A 23,601-nucleotide genomic window follows, 5' to 3' on the forward strand; every position below is an offset into this window, starting at 1 on the left:
TTTTTTTATTTTACTGCCTTTCGGCCCGATTTCTTCAACACCAGGAAGCTAAGTGGAGGAATAGTTAGTTCAATGCTGTTCACCTGATTGTGCCATTCATGTTTGGTACTCTTCATCAGATCATTGTGTATACCGGACCCACCGAATTCTATATTCTCCGAGCTAAACAGCTCTTCATAGGTGCCGGGGCGCGGAACTCCAATCCGGTACAATTGCCGTTCCACCGGTTGGAAATTGATGATGATTAACAAGGTATCGACCGGTTTTTTGCCACGGCGGATATAGGAGACAATACTCTGGCCGCTGTCGTCGGCATCAATCCACTGGTACCCTTCCATATCGTGGTCAAGCTCCCACAATGCTCTTTCGTTCACATAGAGCTTATTCAGTGCAGCCGTGAAGGCCAGCATGCGGCGGTGGCTCTCATAATCCAGCAGCAGCCAGTCGAGCTGGTCCTGATCCTTCCATTCGATAAACTGGCCGAATTCTCCTCCCATGAACAGCAGTTTTTTGCCGGGATGGCTGATATGGTAACCCAGCAGCAGTCGAAGGCCTGCAAACTTCTGCTCGTAAGTACCTGGCATTTTGTCCAGCAGTGACTTCTTGCCGTGCACCACCTCGTCATGAGACAACGGGAGCGTATAATTCTCGGCATAGGCATAACAGATAGGAAAGGTCAACAAATTATGGTGATATGGTCTCGCCCCGAAATCATGTTCTATGTAGCCTAGTGTGTCATTCATCCAGCCCATGTTCCATTTGTAGTTAAATCCCAGTCCTCCCTCATGCACCGGAGCTGTAACGCCCGGCCAGGCACTGGACTCCTCTGCCATCATCAAAGCCTTCGGATAATAGTGATATATAGTCTTATTGAGTTGCTGAATAAACCGGATGGCATCCAAATTTTCCAAACCGCCATTTGCATTTCTGCGAAACTCATGATTTTTCTTTTCGAAATCTAGTCTGAGCATACTGGTGACTGCATCTACACGCATTCCGTCAATATGATACATCTCGAACCAGAACAGCGCATTCGATATCAAAAAGGAGGAAATTTCAGGTTTGCTGAAATCAAAGGAAAGCGTCCCCCACCCCGGTTTCTCAGCCAGCATTGGATCTGCGTATTCATACAGCGGCGACCCGTCGAACAATCGAAGTCCATGGGCATCTTTGGCAAAATGAGCCGGAACCCAGTCGAGGAGTACACCAATGCCTGCCTGATGCAGCTGGTCGATCAGAAACATCAGGTCCTGAGGTTCCCCATAGCGGCTTGTCGCAGCAAAATACCCTGTACCCTGATAACCCCAGGACAAATCGTAAGGATGTTCAGCCAGAGGCATGAACTCGACATGGGTGTAGCTCATTTCCAGCAAATAGGGAATCAAGAGCTCACTCATCTCACGGTAAGTGTATAGTTCTCCATCTTCTTTCTGGCGCCAGGTTCCAAAGTGCATTTCGTAAATATTCAGCGGTGCCTGATAAGGAGCCTTGCTCCGCCGCCGCCAAGCAGCGTCTCCCCATGAGTACCCATCCAGTTCAGCAACGATAGAAGCTGTGGCCGGACGCACCTCCGCTTGAAAGGCATACGGGTCTGCTTTGAGGAAACTTGACCCATCTGTAGCCACAATCCTGTATTTGTAAAAAGTTCCCGCCTTCATCTCCGGAAAAAAACGACTCCAAAATCCTGAATCGGGTATCTTATATAACGAGTCCACGTCTTCGGTTCCATCCCAGCTGTTATGATTACCAGCCAATCCTACATATGTCGCATGAGGAGCCCACACGGTAAAGCGTACGCCAGGTATTCCTTCTTCAGCGGCAATGTGCGCGCCAAGCATCGTATAGCTGCGATAATTCGTGCCCTCATGGAACAAATAAATATCATCGTTTGATGGGAGGTTAACTGTTGCTGATATATCGGCCAAATCATCACCACCTTCTAATATAGGATGCACCTTTAACATTACCCGAATGTGCCTGATTTGAAAATGATTTTGGGCAGAAATCCGGGAGTTCAAGAATAAAGAAAATTATTTATGTAATTTTTGCAGAAGTAAGGCAATATATTTCACCTATGCGTTTCAAGTGCTTGCTGAGCGTGTATATTACAAGCATTGACAAAAAAATGGGAGGGATAACAAATGAGTAAAAAAGAATGTATCGCCATGCTTTTGGCAGGCGGGGAAGGCCGCAGACTGGCTCCCTTAACCACCACCATGGCTAAGCCTGCAGTCCCTTTCGGAGGACAATATAGAATCATTGACTTTCCCCTCAGTAATTGTGTCAATTCCAATATTGATACGGTAGGGGTACTGACGCAATATGAAGCCAATTCCTTGCACAACCATATTGGAGCGGGTGAGCCATGGGGGCTCCATACCCAGTCGAACAAAGGTGTGCAGCTGCTTCCATCCGGCGTTGAAGGCAGAGACAGCTACACAGGAACAGCCGATGCTATTTATAAAAATATTGAATTTATTGACAGCCACAGTCCGGAGCATGTCCTAATTCTGTCGGCAGATCATATTTACCATATGAATTACAAGAAAATGCTCAATTATCATGTGGGCAAATCGGCAAAAGCCACCATCTCAGTTATGGAGGTTCCCTGGGATGAGGCCAGCCGGTTCGGCGTGATGAATGTGAATGAGGAACTTAAGATTTCCGAATTTGCAGAGAAACCCAAAGTTCCAAAGAGCAACCTTGCTTCGATGGGAATTTACTTATTCGAATGGAATTACCTCAAAGAACATTTGCTGCGGGATGCGGCAAACCCTGCCTCCAGCCATGATTTTGGCAAGGATGTCATTCCAACCATGCTAGATGGTAATGATGAATTGTTCGCTTACCGTTTCAAAGGCTATTGGAGAGATGTTGGTACAGTCGACAGCTTGTGGGAAGCTCATATGGACCTGCTGCACGAAGGCGACGGCTTCAAGCTCGATAACTCCCGTTGGCCGATGTACAGCAGAGCACGCCGGACTAAACCCGCTCCACATAAACCACGCCTTCAGATGCCTACCACTGACAGTCTGGTGAATGAAACCTGCCTGCTGGAGGGCAGTCTGAATCGTTCGGTTGTTTTTGGAGGAGTTGAAATCGGCAAGCTGAGCCTGGTTAAACAGAGCGTCATTATGCCTGGGGTAAAAATTGGCCGTGGGGTATTGATTGAGAATGCCATTATAGGCGAAGGTGCAATCATTAAAGACGGTGCCGTGATCAAAGGCAGTGCAGACAACATCGTAGTCGTCGGACCGCATGAGATCGTCGCTGCCAAACCGGTAATCAAGACCCAGCCTTCCCGTCTTTTGCAGGAGGTATACGAAAAAACAGGCCGTCTGCGTGCAGAAGGACTTCCTTCTTAACAACTATATAATCCAAAAAGGATGAGGAAGCTGTCGTTGACAGCTTCCTCATCCTTTTTATGATCTCAATATTCATGTTACAGCAGTTTGTCTTCCTGTAAAGCAGTGACTGGCTGCTCTTCCGTCATAGGCAGGATCACAGTCACCTGCGTCCCCTTGCCAAGCTCACTGTCCATTTCAAGCTTGCCGCCATGAAGCTCCACAATTTGCTGAGAAATCGCGAGACCCAGACCCGTGCCGCCATTCAGCGCATCCACCTGGAAGAATCGGTCGCGTACTCTGCCAAGATGTACTTCACTAATGCCTATACCGCTGTCTCGAACAACGACCGCCAGTTCACTGCCGCTCAGACGGTGTGCGGATAAAACAATGCTTGAATCTTCGGGAGAAAACTTCACAGCGTTATCTACCAGGTTAAGGAATACCTGCTTCAACCGGTTAGCATCAGCCTTGATATAAAACGTCTCGTCGCACTCTAAAAGCAGATGAATCCGTTTCTTTTCTGCTTTGGCCCAAATATTCAGAATCGTCTCCTGGAGCAGCACTTTGATATCCACACGGCCCATAGACAGCTTCATCTCGTTCTGCTGTAGTTTGGAGAAATCGAGAATCTCTTCCACAAGCCCAATCAGCCGGTCACTTTCTTTGGAGATAATTCCCATGCCCAGCTTGGTTTCTTCGGGATCATACCCACCTGAAATAAGCGTTTCGCTCCAGCCCTTAATGCTGGTAAGCGGGGTCCGAAGCTCATGCGAGATGGAGGAGATGAAATCATCCTTAATCTGATTGCTGCGGATAATTTCATCTGCCATGTAATTCAGCGTAGAGGCCAAATCTCCAATTTCGTGTTTGTAATCGCCCTTGATCCGCGTCGTGAACTTGCCTTTGGCCATCTGGGCTGAGACCGCCGTAATATTCTTCAGCGGCTTCACAATAGAATTCGCCAGACCGAAGCTGAACAAAACCACAATCGCCATCACCGCCACACCAATTCCGATCGATACCAGCGTCAAGTTCAGCAGATCACTGTCAATTCTCTCCATGGAGGTAATATAACGGATCACATAAGTTTCGCGCCCGTTGATATGCACCATCTTGGACACCGCCATTACACTCTCGTTCGTTCCGGGCTGGCGTCCAACCCAGCGGCCGAAGCTTCCTCCCACCGCCTCCGGGACATCACTCGTCGTAATGGTGCGGTCGGGCTGAAATCCAGTGGAGCTGATGAGCATATTGCCATCCAGTGTCAGCACCTGCAACTCGGTATAGTCCATTTGAAAGAAATCCAGCAGCTTTTGCAGCTGATTGGGCGAACGATCCCCGGAAATCTCATATTTCTGGAAATCCTCCGCCATTCCGATATGCAAGGTGATTTTACTGTATACACTGTCATAGTAATACGTCCGGATCGCCAGCAGGAATATAACCTCAACGAGGAGAAGCGCCACAAAGACGACAAAAATATAGTGCAATACAATCTGTCTGCGCATCCCCTTCTTGATCATTGTGCTTGGCCCTTCCACTTATACCCATGACCCCACACGGTCTGAAGATATTCCGGCTCCGAGGGATTATTCTCGATCTTCTGACGCAGTCGGCGGATGTTCACATCCACAATTTTGGGATCTCCCATATATTCCTTGCCCCAGACATGATCGAGCAGCGAATCCCGGCTAAGCGGGGTATTCTCCATCTCCAGAAAATACTGAACCAGTGAAAATTCGGTCGGTGTCAGTTCGATAGCCTCACCGCTGCGCTTGAACTGCTTGGAAATCAGATCCAGAGTAAACGGTCCAGACTGAAAAGAAACCTTGGCGGACTGTTCACGGTGAACATTAACCCGGCGAAGCAGCGACTGGATGCGCGCGATCAACTCAGTAGGACTAAATGGTTTGCTGACATGGTCATCCGCTCCTACCGACAGGGCATATACTTTATCCTGCTCCTGTACCTTGGCTGTCAGGAAAATAATCCCCAGCCGCTCATTGGTTTCCCTGATCCGTCTGCATACCTCAAAGCCGTCGATGCCTGGCACCATCACATCCAACAGTGCAATGTCAATATCCGGAACCGTTGTCAGCTTGTGAAGGGCTTCATTGCCGTCTGCTGCCTCCAGTACTTCAAAACCGTTACGTTTCAGATTGATCACGATAAAACTCCGGATGGATTCTTCATCCTCCAGGATTAATACCTTACTCATCGATTCCCTTCCTTTCAATAGGCGAGGTGATTTTATTGCTCTCTCCTCCGCTTTTGCTCTCTTCCAATTCTCCACGGTAGCCGATTATTTTGTCCAGATCGCTTCCTAACAGCTCCCAGCCTTCATTTTTCTCCCGCTCCCATTCAACAGGAGTAAAGAAAGTAACCTCAGCGACCGTTACTCCGGTGTCCAGCACAATAAATCTCAGATATTTATCCTGAACGGACTTGGTGTCAACTGTGACCTTCTCGTACCACTTCGGTAAAATGTTAATGGTGAATCGGTCAGACGGGTCCTGGTACAGCTGATCGGAGAACGTAAGACCATTCTTCCCATCCCATTTATAATAGGAATTAAAATAAGGGATAGTCTGCGGATCGAAATATTCCCAGCCCTTAGGCGACTCGAGCAGGCCGATCTCCAAAATACCGTCACCGTCGATATCTTCACTGACAATCTTTCGTTCTTTAAACGTCCGCGCGTCTCCCGGAACAACCACCCGCAGCTTGTTGTTCTCCATCACAACCATGGTTGTGTATGCCGAATGGGAATCCACCGCAGCATCCAGGATAATACCTTCTTTATTCTCCGCTACTTTTCCTGAGACAATATTGTAATAATTACTGAAATACGGGTCCAGATCATCCAGTTCATCCAGAACCTTGAACCCGTCACTGTACTGATAGGTTGTAATTGTGGCAAATTCATTTCGCTTGAAATTCACAACCGTGATGTCTTCAATGCCATCCTCGTTCAGGTCATCCAGCAAATATTTGGTGTAGGGCTGGGTCAGCACTTCCTCCAGGACTCCGCCCGCATAGCGGTACACCACCATGCCTTTTTCTTCACCGCGTGAGTATCCTGCAATGATATCCAGCTTGCCGTCACCGGTCACATCCTGGATGTCAACAGAATCGAGCTCCATCCCATTGCCGTCAAACACAAGCTTCTTCACCCAGGCCTCATCCTGCTTCTCCAGAATCATCCCGTGAATCTGTACCGTTTCGTTCTTGGTCAGATAGAACACAAGCGTCTCCATGACGCCGTCCTTATCCAGATCCTCCGTGAAAATAGAACTGTCGTCGTCATTCGCCGGACGAATCAGTGTAGAGCCAGCGGGCTTCAGTGAATTGATCGCTGTCATCAGTGATGCCTTGTCAGCCGATAGCTGGGGTGCCTTCATCCGCGAAACAGGGTCACTGATGAATGTGCAGCCTGACAGCACAGACAGTGACAGTGATAACGCCGCCAGACGCTTTATAACATGTCTACTCAACTTCATCACTCTTTCCCGGTTACGTGGTTCGATCCGCTATAAATGAGCACGCTCCTGAGAGGTTAGGCGGCGGCCCTTGACATCATATCTGATTCTTCCATCTTCCAGCACCCAGAGGCGTGTTGCATATCGCTCTGCCAGCTCGATCGGGATCACTGTAATCACGGTAAGCCCAGTTTCCTTGCACAGTTTGCGCAGCGTCTCCAGCACATTCTCCGCAGTTTTGGGATCCAGGCCGGTAACCGGCTCATCTGCCAGAATAACCTTGGCACCATGCACTAATGCACGGGCAATCGCCACACGCTGACGCTCCCCCCCGCTCAGCTGGCTGGTCTTCATCTTCGCCTTGTCAAGCAGGCCGAGTAAATCCAGCTCGTCCATTGCACCCATGTAATCATCTGAACGCACCATGCCGGTAACCATCCGCCAGAGAGGCGTCTGGGAGGACTGTCCAATCAGCACATTTTTGAGCGCTGTACGGTTCGGATTCAGTTCCGCATTCTGCTCCAGATATGCCCATTCACGGCGGATCTTGCGTTTGCCCGCAAAAACCCTTTTCATGATATCCGTTCCATCTACCCTGAAGTTGCCCCTGTCCCATTTCTCCTTGAGCGCCAGGCATCGCAACAGTGTCGATTTGCCGCTTCCGCTGGCTCCCAGCAGAACCACAAGCTCGCCTGCTTCTAATTGAAAGCCAATATCCTGCAGTACCGGATTCTTGTCTTCTCCTACTGCTTTGGCTAAATGTTCAACTGTAATCATAGTTCAGCCTCTCCCTGTCTTCATCTCTACTCTACTCTATAGTGTACTCTGAAAGCGGGATCAAATTCCATGCGAGCACTCGTTCTTATCTTACCTCAAATCGGCTTCCGTGGCGAGAATAATAACCCTGCCAGGCCGAACACAATATATAAAACACCCAGAAGAACAAAAACCCCTCCGCCCCAGCCAAATTCCAGCAGCAAGCCGCCAATGCCCGGACCCATAATGCTGCCGAAACTGTAATGAAAAGACGAGACTACGTTGGCGGCAGGCAGTAAATTGCGGGGTAGAATATCTGCAGCGTAGCTGAGCCCGAGTGAGAAAAAGGAACCGACAAGCCCTCCCGCTGCCATAAGCACAGCCAAAGTCCACAGGAAGTGGTCTCCCGTAAACGGCAACAGGGTAAACGCCAAGCCCCCGCCTACGCCGGAGAAGATCAGTATCTTTTTCCGCCCGTACCGGTCGCTCCATATGCCTAACGGCATTTGAAGCAGTAATCCGCCTATCCCCGCGAATGGAAGAAGCGCTGCAATCTGATTGGTGCTGAAGCCGATACGCAGACCGTAGACCGGAAAGTTACTGTTCAGGCTTGCCTCCATATATCCGTATAAAAGAGCGGGAATCAGCGCATACCACGCAAGACTGTAACTGCGGGCGAACCGTCGTGCTTGCCCTTCCCCATGCTCCACTTTGTCCGGATGTGAGTCCGGCAGCTTCAGCGCCACCAGGATCAGTACAAGAAGAAATAACAGCGCAATCACTGCAAAAGGTGCCGCCTGCCCGAAACGGAGCAGACTTATACCAAGCGGCCCCAGGCTGAACCCTAACCCGTAGGACATGCCATACAGGGATAGATTACGTCCCCGGTGCTCAGCAGGTGTCATTAACAACACCCAGAGCTGGGCAGCGTAATTGATTGCTGAGTCCCCGATCCCTACCAGAAGACGCAGCACGAACCATGCCTTGACACCTGGCAGCAGCGGAAAACATATTAACGATACCAGCACAAGACTGATGCCTGCTGAAATCAGTTTTTTGAAACCGATTGCGCTGAGAATCCGTTCCGCTACCAGCGTCATGGCGAACGAGCCTACATACAGTGCGGCGGCATTCAATCCGTTGAGTGAGGATGAGACCCCTTTTTGCTCCAGCAGAATAGATAAAACCGGCAACAGCAAGCCTTGGCTCAGTCCCGCCGCAATGATAACAGTAATCAGAATGGTGTAATTGAGCCTGCTGCTCTGGTTCACTGATATTGAGTGACTGTCTGACACAGATGAATCCTCCTATGTATTTCTTTGGTTATGGCTGGTGACACCGCCCTGGCAAACACGGAACATTATAGTGGACAACCTTCTTCAAAACAAGAGATAATATATAGAAGTGACCGATTTTTCTGGGGGTGCAAGCTTCATGAACTATAAACTAGAAATTGATGTTTCGCCTGTATATGAGCTGCTTGACAGTTTTATGTTATATGTAACAAAAAAATGGATTTCCAATCTTGACATCGGCCCGGACTGGATCCGTGATGTGGACAGCCGCATCGCTCCGCTGCAGATTTCCGCCTTGCGTCAGGCCGCAGAGTGGCCTTTTGACGATTATGATGTGCTCTACGCGTGGGCGTACAGCAGAGGTACGGCTTCCAAAGTGACACAGTTCCTCGATGACCTTGAATCCTGCTCGCTGGAAGAATGCTTCGAGCGCACGACACCTTTTTTCCAAGAGTTCACTCTTGAAGAATGCGCCCGGATCAAATATGGATACATTCCGCTCTTGCGCCTGTGGTACGAGCAGTATTTCCGCCATACGGAGCAAAAGATTCTGCCGCTGTTGATCGAAGATGCCTCCGAGAAAAAAATGCTGGAGAGTAAAATGGACATTGTGCCTCTAATTGAATATGCCTCCGGCGGAATTGTCATCGAGGACATCCCGGAGCTGGAAACCATTGTACTGTTGCCCACCGTCCATAATCGCCCGATTAATACCTATTGCTTCTATAAAACAATGATGCTGGTACAGTATCCGGTCGATGTGCCCCTGGACAGTGAAGATGAGCCGCCTACCGTCCTGCTCCGCTTGACTAAAGCCCTTTCGGACCCGACCCGGCTGCGCATGCTGCGTTTTATCGCCCATGAGCCTAAGACCCTGTGGGAGATGGAGACAGAACTCAGCCAATCCAGAGAAATGCTGATGCATCACCTGCTCATCCTGCGTGTCGCCGGCTTGCTGCGTGTACATCTTCGGGGAGAAGGCACAGAACGCTACAGCATTAGGCCGGACGGTGCTTCGGAACTTCAGATGTTCCTGGAGTCCTATATTCGTCTATAATAGGTATACAAATTCAGAAAGAGATACAGATACAGAGCAGTTGCTCTCAAAACTTGGCCTAAGCTTCCGAAGCGAGTTTTGAACGAAGCCAGTCAAGGAGCAGTTGCTCTCAAAACTTTTAGGAGTGAGCATTATGAAATATTTGACACAGCAAGTAATTTTTGATTTAGACGACACCCTGGTGCATTGCAACAAATATTTCGACCTCATTCTGGGGCAATATTTCGAGCTGATGTCCGAGTGGTTTGGTGAATATGGCGCAACTACCGCAGAATTCCGCAGCAAGCAGGTGGAAATCGATGTACAAACTGTAAGCACAAGCGGCCTCGCCAGCGATAATTTCCCGAAATCACTCATTGCGACCTACCGCTTCTTTTGCCTCAAATATAACCGTCCCGCTGAACCTTTTCATGAACAACAGCTGATGAAGCTCGGTATGAGCGTTTATGATCAGGAGGTCGAAGCTTATCCGGGCATGGTGGAAACTCTGGACACGCTGAAGCAGGACGGTCATGCCCTCTACCTCTACACCGGAGGCGACGATACCATCCAGCAGCGCAAAATTGAGCAAATGAAGCTTGATGCTTATTTTGACGACCGGATTTACATCCGCCAGCATAAAAACATCGAGTCGCTGGAGAATATCCTGAGTACGCATAGCTTCGACCGCAAAAACACCTGGATGATCGGCAACTCCCTGCGCACAGATGTGCTTCCGGCTTTGACCGCAGGCATCAACAGCATCTATCTGAAACAGAAGAATGAATGGCTATATAATCTCATTGAGCTGCAGCGCGAGATGCAGCAGTCCGTCCAGACGATCTCCAGCATCAGCGAGGTGCCTCCGGTCATCCGGTCTGCAGTACAGTACAAGAGTCACGGCTGATGCGCTCCTTGGTTCCTTGTTACAAATGACATATGCAGCCTGCGGCGGGTATGATTATACTATTTGAGTAGATTTTCATCCCACGCAGGAGGTTAGCAATGAATAAGAAAGCAAACCCTAACACCTCAGCGAATACCAGACGATTATTGCCAATGCTGCTCGGGGTCGCTGTCATTCTGCTGATTGGCGCTCTTGTCTTTGTCACTACTAAAGGCAAAGCCAGCGAAACAGGCGAACTCGACCAACTCCCGAACTACACGGATGTAAAAGGAACCATCGTTGTGGACGGGCTGAAATACGAAAAACAGCCGCATCTGGGAAGTCAAGATGCCAAAGTGAAGGTCATCGAATTCGCTGATTTCAAATGTCCTGCCTGTAAAAAGTGGACCGCCGCTTATCTGGATACATTCATCAAGGATTATGTGGATACCGGGAAAGTACAGTTCTATTTCATGAATTTCGCTTTTCTCGACCGTGATTCCTATCTTGCCGCCAGTGCCGGTGAAGCCATTTACAAACAGAGCAATGAGAAATTCTGGGAGTATATGCACAAGCTGTACGAGAACCAGGGTGACGAGAGCAAAATATGGGCGACTCAGAAATTCATTCTAGACTTCGTGAAAGATAACATTGAAGGCATTGACTACAACCAGTTCGAGCAGGATCTCAAGAACCAGACCTATATGTACGATGTAAAAGAAGACTTCAAAATTGCCGGCTCATATGGTGTAAACGGCACGCCGAAGTTTATGGTAAATGGAGAGCTGCTGCCTGACTCCTCCTACGAGGGACTGACTGCTGCTATTGAAGCCGCCATGTCTGACAGCAAATAAATTCACCAAAAGAGGATGCACCCCGGCCAGGAACCCTGAAGGCTGGAGCGCATCCTCTTATTTATTGTTTGGTGATGAACATTCAAGCTGCGGATCAATCAGCTGCGGATGAACTTACTCGACGCCGAGCTGTCCCGTGTCACTGCTCTTCAGAACCAGCTTGCCCTCCAGCGGTGAGCCGTCCTCCGCAGTGAGCTTTAGCTTGCCGGTGCGCCCCTTCTCAATCAATGCCTTCACTTGGGCATCGGTAAGCGTCCGTCCAAATGTTTCTTTCCAGATCACGAACTTGCAGCCTTCCTTGTAATGGGAGCAGCCATAACCTTTACGGCCCATAAAAATCAAACCTCCACAACCCGGACGCGGACAAGCTCCGATAACCTTGGGACCGGTATCTGTTGGGCTTTCGGTTGTAGTCTGCTTGCTGCGGGGAGGCTTCGCTGCAGCTGTGCCCCCCTCTTCCCCGCTGTGTTTCCTTGCCGTTGACGGTTTACCCACGGACTTCCGGGAGCCGGCAGCGCTCCGGTTTTTGGCTCCGCCGCCAAGCGATGGCGTCTCTCCTTCGAAGGAGGTTCTATCCGCCCTGGACTGCACACGGACCTTATCCACGATCATGGAGGCGAAACGCTTCACATTCGCCATGAACTGGCTGTCCGCAGCTGTTCCCCGGGCGATTTCATTCAGCCGCCGTTCCCACTGACCGGTCATTTCCGGTGAAGTCAGCAGCTCAACACCCGCTCCACGGATCAACTCAATCGCAGTCCGGCCTTTTTGGGTAATGGCAATTTTTTTACCCTGCATTTCCACATAGCCGACATTCTTCAACCGTTCAATGGTTGCCGCCCGGGTAGCTGGAGTGCCCAGCCCCGAATCCTTCATGGCGTCACGGAGCTCTTCATCTTCAATCTGCTTGCCCGCACTTTCCATCGCTTTGAGCAGCGTCCCTTCGGTATAGTGCTTGGGCGGTTGGGTATCCTTCTCTTTCACAATGGCATCACTGCAGTGAACCTCAGCATTGGGATCAATCGAGAATGGTTCACTAACCTCGATTTCTTCTTCCTCCTCGTCCTCCTTGCCCTTGCCTTTGGCCGGTTTGGACTTGTCCTTCTTCTGATCGCCGTAGATCACCTTCCAGCCCAAACTCAGCAGCTCCTTGACGGTTGTTTTGAAGTTTTCCCCTTCAACCTCGGTAATCACCGTATGCACCTTATACTCCGCAGCCGGATAGAATTGCGAGAGAAACCGGCGGACAATCAGATCATAGAGCTTAGCCTCATCGGCGCTTAGTCCGGAAGCCTTGCGGTTCGTTGGCAGAATGGCATGGTGATCCTCAACCTTGGACGGGTTGCAGATGAATTTGTTGCCCTTGTGTACCAGGTTCCGGTTTGCTCCTTTGACCCATTCGTCATAGGCCGTTCCCTGGAGCGCAGACAGCGTCTTGTGCATTTCAGGAATATTCTGCTCGGTCACATAGTTGGAATTCGTACGCGGATAGGAAATAACCTTATGCTTTTCGTAAAGCGCCTGGGCGAGATCTAGCGTCTTTTTGGCAGAAAAAGCATATTTTCCGTTAGCTTCCCGCTGCAAGAGCGTCAAGTCATACAGCTTGTTGGGATATTCCTTGGTTTCTTTCACCTCATAGGAGGCAACCCGTGCCGGCTTGCCCTTCACCTTGGCAGCAAGTGCTTCAGCCTTGGCTCCGTCCGTCATCCGCTCTCCTTGCCACATGCCTTTGTAAGCCATCTCATTCTGGGTAAAATGCCCCTCCACTTCAAAAAATTTCAATGAGGAAAAGGCCTCGATCGTCTTTTGCCGGTCATAAATCAACGCAAGCACAGGGGTCTGTACCCGGCCTACCGACAGCAGCACATTATGTTTGGTGGTAAACGCTCGCGAGCCGTTCATTCCAATCAGCCAATCCGCTTCACTGCGTGCCTTTGCAGCCTTGGTAAGGTTCTCGTACTCAGACCCGTCCTTCAGCTCCTGAAAACCTTTGCGGATCGTTTCCGGGGTCAGATCGGAGATCCATAGACGCTTCACGGGCTGTGCAAGCTGCAGATGCCGCTGAATCAGTGAAAAGATATGCTGGCCCTCACGCCCGGCATCGCAGGAATTCACCAGCAGATCACTGCGCTTCGCCAGCTCCCCAATCACCTTCAGCTGATCGAGCGTACGCGCATTCGGCACCAGCTTGAACTCCTCGGGGATGATGGGCAAGTCGTTAATATTCCATTTTTTATACTTCGAATCATACGCTTCCGGTTCGGCCAGGCCGATCAGATGACCGATAGCCCAGGTAATGATATACTGCTCACCTTCCAGATAAGAACGGTAGTTTTTGGCCTTCGGTTCTATTGCGGCGGCGATATTCCGCCCCATATCCGGTTTCTCCGCAATAATAAGTGTCTTCAAAAAGATTCGCTCCTTAGCCTCATTCTTCCAAAATACGTCCAGTAGTCTATTATATCATTAACTCGGCTACTTTTTAACGTATTCCAGGAAACTTTGTCCGGTGACTAGATCTGCACGGAAGCAATACGGGACACCGCTTCAGTAATGTCCATGACCTCTTTACTGCCCAATCTCCGGTCCATGTACTCCACTTTCTGCTCCCCCGCATCCTTGCCGACAACAATGGCAACAGGTATGCCCATCAGACTGGAGTCTTTAAATTTCACGCCTGCACGTTCATCCCGGTCATCCAGCAAAGTCTCAATACCAAGCTGTGTAAGCTGTTCATAAAGTACTTCTGCAGTTGTCCTCTGCACCTCGTCCTTAACGGACAGCTGCAGGATGTGCACCTTATAAGGCGCTAGCGCTGCGGGCCAGATAAGCCCTTGCTCATCGTTATTCTGCTCAGCCACCGCAGCCAGCAGACGAGAGATTCCGATACCATAACAGCCCATAATCATAGGTTTACTTCTTCCGGTTGCATCAAGGAATGAAGCACCGAGCTTCTCACTGTACTTCGTCCCCAGTTTGAATATATGTCCGATTTCAATGCCTTGGTGAAAGTGTAGAGCCCCTTTGCCGCAAACTGGACATCGCTCCCCTTCCTGGGCTGTTCGAAAGTCCCCTACTTGCGTAAGACTGAAATCTCGTCCAGGAACCACTCCACTGAAGTGGAAGTCCTTTTCTCCAGCTCCAGAAGTCCCGGAAGTCATTGCAGCTACCGCCCTATCGACCAGCACAGGCAGTGAGAGTCCTACCGGCCCGACATAACCGTTCTCCACTCCCGCAGCCGCTTGTACAGCCCAAGCATCAGCCAGCGCGATCTCACTAGCTCCGATAAAGTTCCTTACCTTGACCTCATTAACCTCATGATCTCCTCGTACAAGCACGGCAAAGGTCTGGCCTCCGCCTTGATAGATCAACGTTTTGATTACTTGCTCCGGTGCAATCTGCAGTTCCTGCTCCAGTTGATCAATGGTGCGGATACCAGGAGTATGGAACTTCACTACAGCAGGGAGGCTGTCAGTTTTGCGCTGCACATCCACCTCCCCGGAATAAATCTCAGCCTGCTCCAGATTGGCGGAATAATCACAGGTAGGGCAAACAGCAATCGTATCCTCGCCAATACGCGACAAGGCCATAAATTCGTGGGTTTCCCCCTCGCCTCCGATGGCTCCGGCATCCGCTTGCACGGCCCGGTAAGAAAGTCCACAGCGCTCAAAAATCCGTTGATACGCCTTGTACATCCTTGCATAGGTCTCGTCTAGTCCTTCCCAACCCGTGTCAAAAGAGTATGCGTCTTTCATCAAAAATTCTCTGCCACGCATTAATCCGGAACGGGGACGGCGCTCGTCACGGAATTTGGTCTGGATCTGGTAGACAGTAACCGGAAGTTTCCGGTACGAGCTGATCTCTCCCCGAATAAGAGAGGTGATCACCTCTTCATGCGTCGGTCCCAGAACAAACTCCCGGTCGTGCCTGTCCCTCAGCTTCATCAGTTCCTTGCCATATACCTCATATCGCTCCGATTCCCTCCACAGCTCAGCAGGCTGCATGGAAGGCATCAGCATTTCCTGTGCACCGGCAAACTCCATTTCCTCCCGCACGATATTCTCAATCTTACGCAATACCCGTCGTCCCAAAGGCAGATAAGTATAAATCCCGGCAGCCAGCTGGCGGATATATCCGGCACGCAGCAGCAGTTGGTGATTAATGGTTTCCGCTTCCGCAGGCGCTTCGCGAAGGGTTGTTGCTAACAGATTACTTTGGCGCATACTTATCAGCCTCTCTTTTGGGAATAAAGTGAATTTCCTGCCCCTGAAAATAACGCAAAAAAGACACATCCGTCAGGGACGAATGTGTCGTGATACCACCCTAATTCAACCGCCAGTACAATACCTGGCAGTCCTCGATACGGATAACGGCCGATCCCGGCAGCATAGGATGCTGCAGCTACCAAGGCAGGATATGCTTCTCTCGTTCTTTGAGGGACCTTTCAGCCGGTGAATCCCTTCTCTGTTCTAACGATCCTGGAAACATAGATCCTCGGTCAACGCTTTTCGATATGAAGAATGCTTTAAATCTATATGATTTTACTGGCAACGTCAAGTGAAGCTTGTTTGGCTCACTACCTATATTCAAAAACAAAAGGATCCACTCAACAAAAAACGAATGTGTAAATAAATTTTTTCTCATATCCTTTGTTAGATATGAAATTATTGCGTCAAACAACCGAAATATCTATAGAGTTAAATAAAGAACGGTTGCGCAAAGATCAAATGATCATTTCGCGTATCCACGGGGGAGCCAACCATATGAAGCTTATTCAACAACTTGTCCAAAAAATCTCATCCAGATCATTGCAGAAACGATTAATGCTAATATTCACCTTAATGTTGGTTATCCCCATTCTACTTGTAAGCTTCTTCTCGTATTCCAACTCAAAGAAACAATTGGAAACTAAAATGCAGGTTTCAACCCGCGACAGTGTAGAGATGCTGCAAGGAACCATTAATGAAACCGTAACTGCTGCAACAAGGAATGTCCAGCAGCTCAGCCAGCAATTCACATCCAGTAACGCCGATGCCAAAACACCGGAGGCCCGGGCGCTGATGGATTTATTCATGAAAGAGCATCCTGAACTTGAAATTCTAATCCTCGGCAATGAGAACGGTGCCTGGATGAAGTCTCCCGATGGCGGCAAAAAGGACTATGACCCGCGAGCCAGAGATTGGTACAAGGCCGCTATGAAGAATACCGGTAAGGTTACAATCATTAATCCTTTCATATCTGCTACAACGGGGAATTACAATCTCTATATCTCCGAAACACTTCAGGATGGCAAAGGGGCAGTTTCAAGCAGCCTGAGCCTTAAGCATATGAGTGAAATGATCAACAAGATTAAGCTTGGCAAAAATGGCTATATTTTCATAGTCGATGGCAATCACAAGTTTGTCTCCCATCCCGTCAAAGCAGCCGGAGAAGACGTTGCTCCCGATGTAGTCAAGCTGCTCGACAAGGACAGCGGAACCTTATCCTATACCAGCCCGGATACAGGTCTGGTAATGCGCGGATACTACACCACCGACAAGACTACAGGATTCAAAATTGTCGGTGTACTTTCCACTCAGGAATTCGCCGATGCTTCGATGCCCATTCTTTATAACGGACTTATGGTTCTGGGGGCCGCACTGCTTATTGCTTTAGCGTTGATGTACTTTATTATCCGGGCCATTACCCGCCCAATTCTCAGCCTTAACCGTTCTGCCCGCCGGGTCAGCGAGGGCTACTTGAATGAACAAATTCAGATTAACCGTTCGGATGAGATCGGGCAGCTGGCCCAGAACTATAATCTGATGGTTGGCTCACTCCGCAGCATCGTTGTCGATATCTCAGATACCTCCGGTTTGCTCGCTTCGTCTAGCCAACAATTGACGGCTACTACAGAAGAGAATTCCAAAGCAACCGGTTATGTTGCTGAACTGGTACAAGATTCATCTACTGGAGCAGAGACACAAACAGCAGCGATGGCTGAAACGGCCCGGGCCATGGAAGAGATGTCTTCCGGCATTCAAAAAATTGCCGAGGCTGCCGCCTCCATTGTCGATTCCTCCGCTGACACCGAAGCCGACGTATCGACAGGCAGCCGCAAAATCGAACAGATGACCTTGCAAATGGATGCCATCAGCCATTCTACTCATCAAGCCTCCGAGCTGATCGGACAGTTAAACGGATTGAACAGTCAAGTTTCGGCGATGAGCAGCGCCATCTCCACTATTGCAGTCCAGACTAACCTGCTCTCGCTGAATGCAGGCATCGAAGCTGCCCGGGCAGGCGAACACGGCCGGGGCTTCGCAGTAGTGGCTTCAGAAGTACGCAAGCTGGCAGACCAATCCAAGACTACTGCTGACAACATTCAGGAAACGCTAGAACAGATGACCGCACTCATTGACCGCACATATGAAGCTATTCATCACACCGTCGCAGCCGATGTCGAGCTCGGCATTAAAGTCACTGTTGAAGCAAAAGAAGCCTTCCATAGCATTGAACAATCTACAGCCAAAATCAATGGACAGATCCATGATATTTCTGCCATCACCGAACAAATGTCAGCCGGTGCGGAGGAAGTTGCAGCCTCCGTTCAGGAAATTTCCAATATTTCACGTTCAACGTCCGATGCCTTCCAGAACGTTACAGCGGCTACGGAGCAGCAGCTGGCCTCCATGGATGAGATCTCCGCCTCCTCCACTGAGCTGTCCAAGATGGCAGCCGACCTGCAGCAGAAGATCGAACATTTCAAGTTAGAGGAGTAGACTCACGTCTCTCCTTACCAAGCTATTTAGGTAATCTCGAATATTGCTTCCGGATATGAAGGTACATTAAAAGCCGTCTCTCCCGCATGATGCGGAAGAGACGGCTTTTATTTGGCTTCTATGTCCAGCCTACACCAGAACAGTTGAGCCCATCAAATATTTATCTACTTCACGAGCGGCTTCGCGCCCTTCATTGATTGCCCATACTACAAGGCTTTGTCCACGGCGCATATCCCCGGCAGCGAACACTTTATCCACATTGGTGTTGAACTTGCCATAACGGGCCTTCACATTGCTGCGGCGGTCCGTATCCAGCTTCAGTTCCTCAATAATATCCTGTTCCGGTCCGTCGAATCCAATAGCGATCAGCGCGAGCTGAGCTGGGTATACAGCCTCCGTTCCCGGAACCGGCTGATAGATCTTGCGGCCGGTCTCATCCACCATGCGGCGGATTTGCACCGTATGAAGTTCCTTCAGATTCCCTTCTTCGTCACCAACGAACTTGGTAGTCATGATGGAGAATTCGCGCGGATCATCGCCGAATAATGCTTTGGCTTCTTGCTGTGCATAATCCAGCGTATAGACATTCGGGAATTGCGGCCAAGGATTCGCGATCGGATCACGTTCAAGCGGAGCCTTGTCATGCGTACCGAATTGGGTGATGCTGCTGCAACCATGACGCAGGGATGTGGCTACACAGTCAGAACCGGTATCCCCACCGCCAAGTACAATTACATCCTTGCCCGCAGCCGATATAAAGTTTCCATCTTCCAGATTTGAATTGAGGTAGCTCTTAATCGTTCCGTTCAGATAATCCATCGCGTACATAACGCCCTTCAGCTCAACGCCTTCAACATTGAAACGGCGGGCTTTGGTTGCACCGCCGCACAAAACGACTGCATCATATTCATCAACCAGCTGCTGGGCAGGAATATCCTTGCCGATCTCTGTGTTCACCACAAACTTCACACCTTCAGCAGCCAGCAGATCCACGCGGCGTTGAACCACACGTTTGTCGAGTTTCATAGTTGGAATGCCGTAGGTTAGCAGTCCACCAATACGGTCACTGCGCTCAAAAACCGTTACAGTGTGCCCGGCTTTGTTCAGCTGCGCCGCAGCGGCAAGCCCGGCTGGTCCGGAGCCCACGATAGCCACCGTTTTGCCTGTACGCTTCTCCGGCGGATTCGGTACAACCCAGCCTTCCTCAAAACCTTTATCGATAATCGCCAGCTCAATAGTTTTAATTGTAACCGGTTGTCCAATCAATCCAACAGTACAGGAGCCTTCGCAAGGTGCAGGACAGATACTGCCTGTGAATTCGGGGAAATTGTTTGTCTTGTGCAGCCGCTCCAGCGCTTCCTTCCACAAGCCACGGTACACCAGATTGTTCCATTCTGGTATGAGATTGTGAACCGGACAACCCGAAGTGCCGCCGCTCATATCGATGCCGGTATGGCAGTAAGGAGTTCCGCAATCCATACAGCGCGCACCCTGTGTCCGAAGCTCGTCCTCGGTTAGGTGATGATGGAACTCTTCCCAGTCCTTTACGCGCTGCTCAGGATCACGATCACCTGGGAGCTGGCGCTTATACTCCATAAATCCAGTAGGTGTAGACATATTTACGATTCCCCCATCCGATCTCTTCGTGTTGATGTATAGTACATTGTAGCATATTGCGGCATCCATATGTTTTTCAGCGCAATGAAGTACCTGCACATTCTATAATACTTAAACGTTAGGCATTTGCAATTTTAATAATTATAGTAGCATCCAACACTTTCGCACTGTAATGGACTAATCTGCTGATTATTTGTACTATTTCACATGTTGTGTCAGAGAAAACGCTTTATCCTCAAACCGAACGCTCGTAAACGAAAAATCGGTAATCATACGGATTTTTTTCATCCCGAATTCCCTGGATACTGGAGATCTCTCTCCACTCGCTCCAGTCCACGTCCGGGAACTTTGTATCCCCTTCAATGTCTTCTTCGATCCGGGTTACGATCAGCTTGTCGGCAAAGGGAAGCAACATCTTGTAAATTTCCGCGCCGCCAATAACCATCAGCTCATCGTCCTTGTGCCCTTCAGCTACAGCTTCTTCCAGCGAATATACGACTTCAGCCCCCATAGGAGCAAAGCTGTGGTCTCGTGTGAGAACAATGCTGGTTCTGCCTTTTAACGGCCTGCCGCCAAGAGAATCCCAGGTTTTGCGTCCCATCAGCATTCTCTTACCAAGGGTCTGCGACTTGAAATAATCAAAGTCCCGCGGTAGATGCCAGGGCATGTCATTATCCTTGCCAATCACATGGTTGGCAGCCATGGCCCAAATCATGCTAATGCTCACAAAAATCCTCCCCTGCAATCAAAAATATTCTCATCACTTAAGGATTATATTGCAACCGGTGCTTTGATTCCCGGATGATAGACATAATCGGCAAACTCGAAATCTTCGAAGGTATAATCAAAAATACTCTCCGGCTTTCTTTTAATCACCAGTTTAGGAAGTGGAAATGGCTCTCTGGCCAACTGAGTGGCTACCTGTTCCAGATGATTTGTATAAATGTGCACATCTCCCCCGGACCAGACGAACTCCCCTACCTCAAGCCCTGTCTGCTGGGCAACCATATGTGTCAGCAGCGCGTAACTGGCTATATTGAAGGGCAATCCCAAAAAGGTATCGACGGAACGCATAGTCAGCATGCAGGACAGCTTGCCATCCGCCACGAAGAACTGAAATACAAAATGGCAAGGCGGCAGCTTCATCTGTTCAATCTCCCCCACATTCCACGCACTGACAATATGACGGCGGGAATCAGGGTTATTCTTAATTGATTCTATAACAGCTGAAATCTGGTCAATATGGCGTCCATCCGCACTCTCCCAAGCCCGCCATTGCGAACCGTATACGGGTCCAAGCTCACCATTTTCGTCAGCCCATTCATCCCAGATAGAGACTCCATGCTCCTTCAAATAGGAAGTATTGGTATCACCCTTCAGAAACCACAGCAGCTCATGCACTACCGACTTCAGATGGATACGTTTGGTAGTAACCAGCGGAAATCCTTCAGCCAGATCGAACCGGAGCTGCCGTCCAAACACCGATATAGTGCCAGTCCCAGTCCGGTCGCTTTTGGAGGCGCCGTGGTCCAAGATATCCTGAAGTAAATCCAAATATTTACGCAATTGTTCAGCACCCCTCTCCTCTATTTTTCTTTTATCATTTTACCATGACCTTACCGTCCTTGTAACTTGTTAAGACGCAGAAAAAGTAATTTCCATCACAGGTTGGACTGCATTGCTATATGGTTTTTCCTCTTCATGTAAATAGTGGATATATAAGAGGGACAGACTCCCGCCGATATCCTACATCTTCAGTTTTCATCTATATTAACGATAATGCGGCTGCCCCAGCCAGACCTCTGTGCTGTATTTCACCGTAATCTCCCCATCCTTCTGCAGGCTCTCAAAACGCTCCCAATGCGCCTGACGGAAGTCCCTGAACCATTCCTCATGCTCTTCTGGGGCCTCCATACCGGAGATTGCAGCACCCCAATATTCCTCCCAGCCTTCTTGCAGCTCCTGCGGGAACAGATATTTCACCGGCTTTGCACCATTATAAAAATATTGCAGCGGCAGGGTATGCCTGGAGTCGTTGAGTCTTGTCGTATATTCTTCGATCGTTCTGCCAACGTTCATATTGTCCCTCAAGAAGTTGAATTCATCATCATAGGAAAAGACCGCCAGCCAACCCCCAGGCCTCAGAATTCTTCGGAATTCCTCAAGCGCGGCTTCCGGCTGGAACCGGTGGATGCTGTTGGCCGCCACAATCAAATCTACCGACTGATCCGGTAAAAAGGTACGTTCTGCCGTACCAGCTATGTACTCTGTGTTAATACCCTGCCTACCAATAATTTCTCCGGCCAACCGCCGCATTTCATCCTCAGGCTCAACTAAGTATAACCGCGCTACCTGACCGGTAAAATGCTGTGTCAGCAGCCCAGTGCCTGCTCCGATATCCGCAACTGCACCATCACCTGCGCCCGCTGTCTTAATGACAAATCTAACGGCTTCGGCTGAGTATGGCAGGCGGTATTTTGCATATTGCAGGGCTTTCGCATAAGACATCGTATTCTTTGGTTGTGAAGCTAATGCGAAATTAGTTTCAGCTTTTATTTCACTCTCATCCACTGTTCTTCCCTCCCATCGGATTGCATGCACCAATAAAGATATCATACCTCAATAAATGGACTAACATTATTTTCTAGAGTGAGGAAATCTGATCATTCACACAATAAAGAACAGCAACCTAGGGTGGGAGACAAATCGATAACAAGAAGAAGGTGATATCCAGTGCCACTAACCTGTGTGAATGGGTACAGCATGTATTACGCGGATTGCGGTCAAGGAACAACGATTATATTCATTCATCCTCCAGTATTGACTAGCTTGAATTTCCTATATCAGATGAACACATTGTCGCCGGATTTCCGAACAATCTCTTTTGATATCCGGGGGCACGGCAGCAGCGAACCTTCCAGAGAAGAGATTACTTATCCGTTAATTGTAGAGGATATTAGGCAGTTGATGAATCAGTTGAAGATTGAAAAAGCATTTTTATGCGGTTACTCAACCGGCGGCTCCATTGTCCTCGATTTTTTGTTAAACTGCCCCGAGCGGGCATTGGGCGGCATTGTGATAAGTGGAATGTCGGAAGTGAAGGATAATAAGCTAAAAAAGAAAATAGCCAAAGCGCGTTTCTTGTCCCAAATCGGTGCGGTCGGTGTAATTGCCCTTTCCACCTCATGGAATCAAGCAAAAACCAAGCTGACGCTGCTGCGGACAATGTTTAACGACGCAAAAAAGGCAAACGCCCAAAACGCCGAACAGTATTATCATTACAGCCTTCAGTATAACTGTACGGATCAATTGGAAAAGATTCATCACCCCGTCTTGTTGGTCTACGGAGAGGATGATACTTTATTCCATCCATACGCTAAGTTGCTGCATGAGCGATTGCCAAAGAGTGAGCTTGTATTTATCCAAAAAGCCAAACATCAGATTCCTACAAATGCTGCGGGTAAGGTCAACGAGCTAATCCGACAGTTTATATATTGCTGTGACCTATAAGTAAGACTACTTTACTATATGCAAAAAAGAGGATGCTCCCAGCAACCGTCAACGGCTCTG

Annotated in this window: 18 protein-coding genes; 6 read left to right on the top strand and 12 right to left on the bottom strand. The window is 49.2% G+C overall.

The genetic code is table 11. The annotated features are described in order from the left end of the window. Positions 1 to 5 precede the first annotated feature (5 nt). A complete protein-coding gene (gene glgB / locus ACTJKB_RS01700) occupies positions 6 to 1,925 on the bottom strand; it encodes a 1,4-alpha-glucan branching protein GlgB (RefSeq protein ID WP_440831530.1) in 1,920 nt (639 codons plus the stop codon). Between the two features lie 216 nt (positions 1,926 to 2,141). Here glgB and ACTJKB_RS01705 point away from each other — a divergent pair, with 216 nt between their 5' ends. Beyond that, a complete protein-coding gene (locus ACTJKB_RS01705; protein ID WP_440831531.1) occupies positions 2,142 to 3,365 on the top strand; it encodes a glucose-1-phosphate adenylyltransferase in 1,224 nt (407 codons plus the stop codon). A 77-nt stretch (positions 3,366 to 3,442) separates the two neighbouring features. Here the strand turns inward: ACTJKB_RS01705 and ACTJKB_RS01710 are convergent, their stop codons facing one another. The 5 genes from ACTJKB_RS01710 to ACTJKB_RS01730 all read right to left on the bottom strand — a co-directional run bounded on the left by ACTJKB_RS01710 (position 3,443) and on the right by ACTJKB_RS01730 (position 8,853). Further along, complete coding sequence (locus tag ACTJKB_RS01710; RefSeq protein ID WP_440831532.1) at positions 3,443 to 4,870, bottom strand: sensor histidine kinase; 1,428 nt, start codon at positions 4,868 to 4,870, stop codon at positions 3,443 to 3,445. Then, entirely contained in the window at positions 4,867 to 5,565 is a 699-nt protein-coding gene (locus ACTJKB_RS01715) for a response regulator transcription factor (RefSeq protein WP_074113230.1), read from the bottom strand. Before ACTJKB_RS01715 ends, ACTJKB_RS01710 begins: the two co-directional genes overlap by 4 nt. Beyond that, entirely contained in the window at positions 5,558 to 6,841 is a 1,284-nt protein-coding gene (locus ACTJKB_RS01720) for a hypothetical protein (RefSeq protein WP_440831533.1), read from the bottom strand. Before ACTJKB_RS01720 ends, ACTJKB_RS01715 begins: the two co-directional genes overlap by 8 nt. Positions 6,842 to 6,877: 36 nt before the next feature. After that, on the bottom strand, positions 6,878 to 7,603 hold the full coding sequence (locus tag ACTJKB_RS01725; RefSeq protein WP_440831534.1) for a phosphonate ABC transporter ATP-binding protein: 726 nt from the start codon (positions 7,601 to 7,603) through the stop codon (positions 6,878 to 6,880). A gap of 95 nt (positions 7,604 to 7,698) precedes the next feature. Continuing rightward, a complete protein-coding gene (locus ACTJKB_RS01730; protein ID WP_440832684.1) occupies positions 7,699 to 8,853 on the bottom strand; it encodes an MFS transporter in 1,155 nt (384 codons plus the stop codon). 163 nt (positions 8,854 to 9,016) lie between these two features. Here ACTJKB_RS01730 and ACTJKB_RS01735 point away from each other — a divergent pair, with 163 nt between their 5' ends. The 3 genes from ACTJKB_RS01735 to ACTJKB_RS01745 all read left to right on the top strand — a co-directional run bounded on the left by ACTJKB_RS01735 (position 9,017) and on the right by ACTJKB_RS01745 (position 11,653). Next, a complete protein-coding gene (locus tag ACTJKB_RS01735) occupies positions 9,017 to 9,934 on the top strand; it encodes an ArsR/SmtB family transcription factor (RefSeq protein ID WP_440831535.1) in 918 nt (305 codons plus the stop codon). 133 nt (positions 9,935 to 10,067) lie between these two features. Next, the gene (locus ACTJKB_RS01740) at positions 10,068 to 10,820 is read left to right on the top strand and encodes an HAD family hydrolase (RefSeq protein ID WP_440831536.1); all 753 of its coding nucleotides are present in this window, start codon (positions 10,068 to 10,070) and stop codon (positions 10,818 to 10,820) included. A gap of 98 nt (positions 10,821 to 10,918) precedes the next feature. Further along, positions 10,919 to 11,653 carry a DsbA family protein gene (locus ACTJKB_RS01745; protein ID WP_440831537.1) on the top strand — a complete coding sequence of 245 codons (735 nt, stop codon included), beginning with the start codon at positions 10,919 to 10,921 and terminating at the stop codon, positions 11,651 to 11,653. A gap of 114 nt (positions 11,654 to 11,767) precedes the next feature. On the opposite strand, the gene ACTJKB_RS01750 is transcribed toward ACTJKB_RS01745, so the two are convergent. After that, the gene (locus tag ACTJKB_RS01750) at positions 11,768 to 14,062 is read right to left on the bottom strand and encodes a DNA topoisomerase 3 (protein WP_440831538.1); all 2,295 of its coding nucleotides are present in this window, start codon (positions 14,060 to 14,062) and stop codon (positions 11,768 to 11,770) included. A gap of 104 nt (positions 14,063 to 14,166) precedes the next feature. Continuing rightward, complete coding sequence (locus ACTJKB_RS01755; RefSeq protein WP_440831539.1) at positions 14,167 to 15,876, bottom strand: proline--tRNA ligase; 1,710 nt, start codon at positions 15,874 to 15,876, stop codon at positions 14,167 to 14,169. Positions 15,877 to 16,566: 690 nt separating this feature from the next. Between ACTJKB_RS01755 and ACTJKB_RS01760 the strand changes: the two genes are divergently transcribed. Next, positions 16,567 to 18,414: a methyl-accepting chemotaxis protein gene (locus ACTJKB_RS01760; protein ID WP_440831540.1), complete on the top strand. Its 1,848-nt coding sequence runs from the start codon at positions 16,567 to 16,569 to the stop codon at positions 18,412 to 18,414. Positions 18,415 to 18,543: 129 nt separating this feature from the next. Here the strand turns inward: ACTJKB_RS01760 and ACTJKB_RS01765 are convergent, their stop codons facing one another. The 4 genes from ACTJKB_RS01765 to ACTJKB_RS01780 all read right to left on the bottom strand — a co-directional run bounded on the left by ACTJKB_RS01765 (position 18,544) and on the right by ACTJKB_RS01780 (position 22,602). Next, positions 18,544 to 20,031, bottom strand: coding sequence for a glutamate synthase subunit beta (locus ACTJKB_RS01765; protein WP_440831541.1), 1,488 nt, complete (start codon positions 20,029 to 20,031; stop codon positions 18,544 to 18,546). A gap of 235 nt (positions 20,032 to 20,266) precedes the next feature. Next, positions 20,267 to 20,758: a dihydrofolate reductase gene (locus ACTJKB_RS01770; protein ID WP_440831542.1), complete on the bottom strand. Its 492-nt coding sequence runs from the start codon at positions 20,756 to 20,758 to the stop codon at positions 20,267 to 20,269. 44 nt (positions 20,759 to 20,802) lie between these two features. After that, the gene (gene thyA, locus ACTJKB_RS01775) at positions 20,803 to 21,597 is read right to left on the bottom strand and encodes a thymidylate synthase (protein WP_440831543.1); all 795 of its coding nucleotides are present in this window, start codon (positions 21,595 to 21,597) and stop codon (positions 20,803 to 20,805) included. A gap of 204 nt (positions 21,598 to 21,801) precedes the next feature. Continuing rightward, positions 21,802 to 22,602 (bottom strand): class I SAM-dependent methyltransferase, encoded by an 801-nt coding sequence (locus ACTJKB_RS01780; RefSeq protein WP_440831544.1) that lies wholly within the window; start codon positions 22,600 to 22,602, stop codon positions 21,802 to 21,804. A 162-nt stretch (positions 22,603 to 22,764) separates the two neighbouring features. Between ACTJKB_RS01780 and ACTJKB_RS01785 the strand changes: the two genes are divergently transcribed. After that, positions 22,765 to 23,541: an alpha/beta fold hydrolase gene (locus ACTJKB_RS01785; protein ID WP_440831545.1), complete on the top strand. Its 777-nt coding sequence runs from the start codon at positions 22,765 to 22,767 to the stop codon at positions 23,539 to 23,541. The last annotated feature ends 60 nt before the right edge of the window (positions 23,542 to 23,601 follow it).

Source organism: Paenibacillus sp. 22594 (assembly GCF_052044425.1).
GTDB lineage: Bacteria > Bacillota > Bacilli > Paenibacillales > Paenibacillaceae > Paenibacillus_AQ.

What these genes read in the sequence shown, in the direction of transcription:
- ACTJKB_RS01760 (WP_440831540.1), top strand. Translation starts at nt 16,567, where the DNA reads ATGCAGGTTTCAACCCGCGACAGTGTAGAGATGCTGCAAGGAACCATT.
- ACTJKB_RS01755 (WP_440831539.1), bottom strand. Translation starts at nt 15,876, where the DNA reads ATGCGCCAAAGTAATCTGTTAGCAACAACCCTTCGCGAAGCGCCTGCG.
- ACTJKB_RS01735 (WP_440831535.1), top strand. Translation starts at nt 9,017, where the DNA reads ATGAACTATAAACTAGAAATTGATGTTTCGCCTGTATATGAGCTGCTT.
- ACTJKB_RS01710 (WP_440831532.1), bottom strand. Translation starts at nt 4,870, where the DNA reads ATGATCAAGAAGGGGATGCGCAGACAGATTGTATTGCACTATATTTTT.
- ACTJKB_RS01725 (WP_440831534.1), bottom strand. Translation starts at nt 7,603, where the DNA reads ATGATTACAGTTGAACATTTAGCCAAAGCAGTAGGAGAAGACAAGAAT.
- ACTJKB_RS01765 (WP_440831541.1), bottom strand. Translation starts at nt 20,031, where the DNA reads ATGTCTACACCTACTGGATTTATGGAGTATAAGCGCCAGCTCCCAGGT.
- ACTJKB_RS01715 (WP_074113230.1), bottom strand. Translation starts at nt 5,565, where the DNA reads ATGAGTAAGGTATTAATCCTGGAGGATGAAGAATCCATCCGGAGTTTT.
- ACTJKB_RS01745 (WP_440831537.1), top strand. Translation starts at nt 10,919, where the DNA reads ATGAATAAGAAAGCAAACCCTAACACCTCAGCGAATACCAGACGATTA.
- ACTJKB_RS01740 (WP_440831536.1), top strand. Translation starts at nt 10,068, where the DNA reads ATGAAATATTTGACACAGCAAGTAATTTTTGATTTAGACGACACCCTG.
- ACTJKB_RS01705 (WP_440831531.1), top strand. Translation starts at nt 2,142, where the DNA reads ATGAGTAAAAAAGAATGTATCGCCATGCTTTTGGCAGGCGGGGAAGGC.